The following is a 5,998-nucleotide window of genomic DNA, read 5'->3' as shown; positions in this document are numbered from 1 at the left end:
GCATCGCCACAGCGGCAACCAGACGATCAATGTCACGTCGCCCGACGCGGTGGCCGAGCGCATCCTGCGCGGCGTGCGCCGCAACGCGCGGCGCGTGGTGATCGGGCGCGATGCGCGCCTCGTCTACTGGCTCAGTGCGTGCCTCGGAGCGGCGTATCAGCGGATCTTCGTGAAGGCGTATCGGCGCGGTTCGATGGCCGGCGGGCGCGACGCCTGATGCCGCGCGGCCTCACTTCCCGGGATCGAGCAGATTCGATGTGAAATCGCATGACTGCGCCGCGAGCTTCGCCACGGCGGCGCTCAGCGTATGTGGCTCGTCGCCGCGATGCATGGCGAGATAGCGGATCGGCGGCAAGGCCGGCGTGGTGACCACCTCGACCAGCGCGCCCTGTTCGAGCATGCGCGAGAGGCAGGCGCGCGGCAGGTAGGTGATGCCGAGCCCCGACAGCGCCAGCCCGATCTGCGCGATCAGGCTGCTGCTGGCCAGCGTCTTCTGCAAGGCCACGCCCTGCGTTTCGAGGAAACGGCTGTAGACATGGCCGGTGCCGGACAGGCCGCCTTGCAGGATCAACTGGAACTGCGCGATGTCGGCCAGCGCGATGCGCCGCTTGCGCGGCGCGAGGTGGGCCGCGCACATCCACGCGTTCTCCACGTGGCCGACGAGCGTGGCCGAGAACGCCTCGACCTCGTGCGTCTGCGGCACGATGATCACGTCCACCGTGCCCGCCGCGAGCCGCTCGCGCAGCGTGGCGTTCAGATCGACCTCCGCCTCCACCGTGACCTTCGGATATTCGGCCTGGATCGCCGCGATCAGGCGCGGCAGCCAGGTCAACGCGGTCAGCTCCGTCACGCCGATGCGGATCTGGCGCACCAGCGAGGTTTTCGAGCTGATGCGCTCGACCACCCGGTCGCGCTGTTCGAGCAGCGCCTGCGCGTAATCGAAGAATTCGCTGCCCTTTTCGGTCAGCCGCGCGCTGCGGTTCGCCCGGTCGAACACCGCGATGTCGAACGCGCGCTCCAGCTCCTGCACGCGCTTCGAGATCGCCGATTGCGTGGTGTTCAGCCGCGCGGCGGCGGCCTCGAACGAACCGAGCTTGACGATCCAGTACAGCGCTTCCATTTGCTTGAAAGTCAGCATGGCGAACACATGGATGAATGAAAGCGATAGTTTCCCATAACTAAATATCGCTTTTTTCGTTTCTTTTGGCTGCTTATGTTTGGCCCATCGCATGCCGCATGCATGCCAACCGCCAGCCTCTGGAGACACCATGGACTCCGTCATCGACACCCCTCACCCCGCCCGGGCCGAGCGCAAGCCGCGCATCAGCCTCGCCTGGCAAATCCTGATCGGCCTGGTAGCCGGCATCGCGGTGGGGGTGGTGCTGAACCACGCGCCGCAACTGCGCGCCCAGGCGATCGACGGCCTGCTGCAACCGGCCGGCGACATCTTCATCCGCCTGATCAAGATGGTGGTGGTGCCGATCGTGTTCACCAGCATGGTGGTGGGCATCGCGGGCGTGGGCGACGGGCGCTCGCTCGGCCGCATCGGCCTGAAGACGCTGATCTACTTCGAGATCGTCACGACGCTCGCGATCGTGATCGGCCTGGTGCTCGGCAACCTGCTGCATCCGGGCGTGGGCACCGACCTGTCGCAACTCTCGCACACCGATATCGCGCGCTTCCAGCAGACCTCGCAACAAACGCAGGGCCATCACGGCTTCATGGCGCTGTTGCTCGGCATCATTCCCGACAACATCGTGATGTCGATGGGGCGCGGCGACCTGCTGCCGGTGATCTTCTTCTCGGTGCTGTTCGGGCTCGGCCTGCAGACGGTGCCGGCCGAATATCGCGCGCCGGTGCTGGCCACCTTCAAGGGCATCGGCGACACCATGTTCAAGGTGACCGGCATGGTGATGCGCTACGCGCCGATCGGCGTGTGCGCGCTGATCGCGATCACGGTGGCGAACTTCGGTTTCGGCTCGCTGCTGCCGCTGATCAAGCTGGTGGCCGTGACCTATCTGGCGATCGTGCTGTTTGCCGTCTGCGTGCTCGGTGTGACGGCCCGTTTGTTCGGATTCCGTATCTTCACGCTGCTGCGCGTGATCAAGGACGAACTGATCATCGCGTTCTCTACCTGCAGTTCGGCCTCGGTGCTGCCGCAACTGATGAAGAAGATGGAGGACTACGGCGTGCCCAAGAGCATCACCACGTTCGTGGTGCCCACCGGCTACACGTTCAACCTCGACGGCGCATCGATCTATCTCGGCATCGGCACGCTGTTCGTCGCGCAGCTCTACGGCGTGCACTTGGGCCTGCAGGAGCAGCTCGTGCTGGTGCTCACGATGGTCGTGACGTCGAAGGGCGCGGCCGGCGTGCCGGGCTTCATGTTCGTGATCCTGCTGACCACGCTCGCCAGCGCCGGCCTGCCGCTCGAAGGGCTGGCGCTCATCGCCGGCGTCGATCGCATCATGGACATGGGCCGCACCGCGCTGAACGTGGTCGGCAACGCGCTGGCGCCGCTCGTGATCGCGAAATGGGAGCGCCAGTACGACGCCGAAAAGGGTCGGGCCTACCTCGCGTCGCTGGACGCCTGAGGCGCGCCGCCCGCGCTTCGTGCCGACTTCGTTTTTACCGGATTCACTTTCAGGAACCACTCAGATGAACAGCCAGGGACACCTGTTTTCCGATTCCCTCATGGAGCAGATCAAGCAGCGCTTTCATTACGTCGATCGCGATATCGACGGCAGCGAGCGGCTGTTTTTCGACAACGCCGGCGGCTCGTTCCGCCTGAAGGCGGCCTCCGAGGCGTTCGCGCGCATCGACGCGCTGCCGGATTGCCCCGAACGCATCCATGCGCGCGCGCGGTTCCTGCAGGACGTGCAGGCGAAGGGCGAGGCCGACGTGCGCCATATCTTCAACGCGCGCGGCGGCAGCGTGTACCTGTCGCTGACGGCGTCGGCCGCGATGTTCGAGATGGTGCGCGCGGTCATGGAGAACGTGCCCGGCAACAACGCCGTGACCACGATCCTGGAGCACCCGTCGTCGTTCGACGCGATGCAGCGCTACTGCGAACGCACCGGCAAGGCGCTGCGCGTCGCGCCGAGCAACCCCGAAACAGGCGGCGTGGATGCGGACGCGATCGTCTCGCTGATCGACGACGACACCACGCTGTTGAGCGTGATGTACGCGTCGAACATCTCGGGCGCGAAGCTCGACATCGCGGCAATCGTCGAGCGCGCCCGCGCGCGCAAGCCTGGCCTGTTCATCATCGTGGACGCCGTGCAGCACGCGCCGCACGCCGCGATCGACCTGCAGAAGACGCCGGTGGACGGCATCAACTTCGCGCCGTACAAGTTCTTCGGCTGCCGGGGCGCGGGCGTGACCTGGCTGTCGGAGCGGCTCGCGACGCTGCCGCATCACCGGCTCGACGCGAAGGCGCCCGACGTGTGGGAACTCGGCAGCCCGACGCCGGCGCATTTCGAGGTGGTCAGTGCGATCGTCGATTACGTGGCGTGGATCGGCGCGCAATTCAGCGATGCGCACGAGCGCCGCGAGCAATTCGTGCAGGGCATGCAGCGCATCGAGGCGCACGAGCGCGCGTTGCTCGTGCTGCTGCTCGACGGCACGCCGGTGCAGCGCGGGCTGCGCGCGATCGACGGCGTGTCGGTGTTCTGGGATCACGACGACCTGACGCGCCGCGACCTGATCGCCGGCATCGGCTTCAAGGGGCTGGACCCGACGGCCGCCGTGCGCGAATACGCGAAGCGTGGCGTGATCGTCTACGAGCGGATCGGCACGAGCCTTTACTCGGGCCGCATGCTGCGGTCGTTCGGCCTGGAAGGGGCGGTGCGCATCTCGCCGCTGCACTGCCACGCGCCGCGCGACATCGAACGCTTCCTGGCCGTGACGGCCGAGATCGCCGCCGCGATCTGAACCTGCCTCACCCCCGCGGCCCCGCCGTGGACCCCCGCACCACCAACCACGGCGCCGACGTCACGCGCGTGCGCGCCGGCCCGGCCTGCGCGTCGGCGCCGTTGGCTTCGGCCTCGATCAGTTCGCCGAGCAGTTCCACCGCCAGCGCGGCCGCTTCGGCGGTCGGCACGGCCACCGTGGTCAGCGCGGGCCGCGATTCGCGCGCGAGCTGGATGTCGGTGATGCCGACCACCGACAACTGCGCCGGCACTGCCAGCCCCGCATCGGCGGCGGCGTGCATCGCGCCGAGCGCGGGCAGGTCGTTGGTGGTGAACAGCGCGGTCAGCTCCGGGTGCGCGCCGAGCAGCGCGCGCGCGGCCTCGTAGCCGCCCTGGATCGTGTCCGGCCCGTAGCGCAGCGGCGCGGCCGCGCCGTCGAGGCCGGCCGCCGCGAGCGCGTCGAGAAAGCCCTCGTAGCGCGCCGCGTGGATGCCCGTCACCTTGCTGCCGACGATCGCGCCGATCCGGCGATGCCCGAGTTCGAGCAGATGCCGCGCGGCCAGCTCGCCCGCGCGCCGGAAATCCACCGCCACGCTCGGCAGCGCCGGCGCGGCCTCGGGGCGCTCCCACATGCACAACACCACCGGCGTGCCGCGCTCCATGGTGCGGTGCAGGTCGTCGAGATCGAGGTTGGCGTTCATCACCAGCACGCCCTCGGACAGCGTGCCGGCGATCTGCTGCAGATACGCGCGCCCGATGTCGGGATCGTTCTCGGTGTTGCAGATGATCAGGAACCGCCCGCTGCGGCGCAGCGCATGCTCCACCGCGAGCGCGAACTCGGGGTAGAACGGGTTCGCGATGCTCGACACCATCAGCGCGAGCGTGGGCGCGCGCCCCTCTGCCAGCGCACGCGCGGCCAGGTGCGGGCGGTAGCCGAGCGCCTCGACGGCGGCCAGCACGCGCTCGCGCGTCTTCGCGCCCACCCGGCCGCGGTTGCGCAATACGTTGGAGACGGTCGCGGGCGTGACGCCCGCCGCCTGGGCGACTTCGTTCAGCGTGGTCATCGAGGTGTTTAGTATCTGGGACGGCGTGTTCAGTATTTGCATGGCAACGCGGCGCCGTTGCATCATGGCCCCGCAATCAGAACGCATGACAAGCAATACGGAGACGAAACAACCGATCGGCCACAGGTCGGTTTTTTCGATTGCAGATGATTAAGCGCTTAACCACGATGAGCGCGATTACATCATGGAGACGCAGCAATGGCGAGCATTTCGTTGGCCGGCGTGCAAAAAGCCTACGGGCACGGCGCGCCCGTCATCCACGGGATCGACCTGGAGATCGGCGCGCACGAGTTCTGCGTGTTCCTCGGCCCGTCGGGCTGCGGCAAATCCACCTTGCTGCGGATGATCGCGGGGCTGGAGGACGTGACCGAGGGCGACGTGCATATCGACGGGCGGCGCGTGAACGACGTGCCGGCCGCGCAACGCGGCGTGGCGATGGTGTTCCAGAGCTACGCGCTGTTTCCGCACATGACCGTCTACGAGAACATCGCGTTCGGCCTGCGCCTGGCAAAGACGCCGAAGGCCGAGATCGACACGCGGGTGCGCGACGCGGCCCGCATCCTGCAACTCGACGCGCTGCTCGACCGCTATCCGAAGGCGCTGTCGGGCGGCCAGCGCCAGCGCGTCGCGATCGGCCGCGCGATCGTGCGCGAGCCGGGCGTGTTCCTGTTCGACGAGCCGCTGTCGAATCTCGACGCGACGCTGCGCGGCCAGACCCGCATCGAAATCGGCCGCCTGCACCGGCAGTTCAAGGGCGCAAGCGTGGTCTACGTGACGCACGACCAGATCGAGGCGATGACGCTGGCCGACAAGATCGTGCTGCTGCAGGCCGGCGCGGACGCCGAGCGCCACGGCAGCATCGCGCAGGTCGGCGCGCCGCTGGCGCTGTATCACCGGCCGGCGAGCCTGTTCGTGGCGGGCTTCATCGGCTCGCCGCGCATGAACTTCCTGCGCGCGACGGTGGAAGCGTCGGCGCCCGGCGCGGTGACCGTGCGGCTCGACGCGAGCGGCGAGACGGTGGCG

At 67.9% G+C, this 5,998-nt stretch carries 5 protein-coding genes and 1 pseudogene; 4 read left to right on the top strand and 2 right to left on the bottom strand.

The annotated features are described in order from the left end of the window. Positions 1–217 (top strand): annotated as a pseudogene (locus ACYP33_RS09275) (short-chain dehydrogenase); the annotation flags it as partial. A gap of 12 nt (positions 218–229) precedes the next feature. On the opposite strand, the gene ACYP33_RS09270 reads toward ACYP33_RS09275, so the two are convergent. After that, a complete protein-coding gene (locus tag ACYP33_RS09270) occupies positions 230–1,138 on the bottom strand; it encodes a LysR family transcriptional regulator (RefSeq protein WP_459621180.1) in 909 nt (302 codons plus the stop codon). Between the two features lie 130 nt (positions 1,139–1,268). On the opposite strand from ACYP33_RS09270, the gene gltP reads away from it, so the two are divergent. Together gltP and ACYP33_RS09260 are read left to right on the top strand one after the other, a co-directional pair. Continuing rightward, positions 1,269–2,594 carry a glutamate/aspartate:proton symporter GltP gene (gene gltP / locus ACYP33_RS09265; protein WP_459621178.1) on the top strand — a complete coding sequence of 442 codons (1,326 nt, stop codon included), beginning with the start codon at positions 1,269–1,271 and terminating at the stop codon, positions 2,592–2,594. Between the two features lie 64 nt (positions 2,595–2,658). Then, on the top strand, positions 2,659–3,933 hold the full coding sequence (locus ACYP33_RS09260) for an aminotransferase class V-fold PLP-dependent enzyme (protein ID WP_459621176.1): 1,275 nt from the start codon (positions 2,659–2,661) through the stop codon (positions 3,931–3,933). Positions 3,934–3,940: 7 nt separating this feature from the next. Here the strand turns inward: ACYP33_RS09260 and ACYP33_RS09255 are convergent, their stop codons facing one another. Beyond that, positions 3,941–4,975, bottom strand: coding sequence for a LacI family DNA-binding transcriptional regulator (locus tag ACYP33_RS09255; protein WP_459621197.1), 1,035 nt, complete (start codon positions 4,973–4,975; stop codon positions 3,941–3,943). A gap of 198 nt (positions 4,976–5,173) precedes the next feature. Between ACYP33_RS09255 and ACYP33_RS09250 the strand changes: the two genes are divergently transcribed. Further along, positions 5,174–5,998, top strand: an 825-nt coding sequence (locus tag ACYP33_RS09250; protein WP_459621174.1) for an ABC transporter ATP-binding protein, incomplete at its 3' end; no start/stop codon positions are given.

The organism is Burkholderia sp. 3C (genome assembly GCF_054589155.1).
Note: the sequence above shows the minus strand (reverse complement) of the source record. Positions and strands in the feature narration are given on the sequence as shown.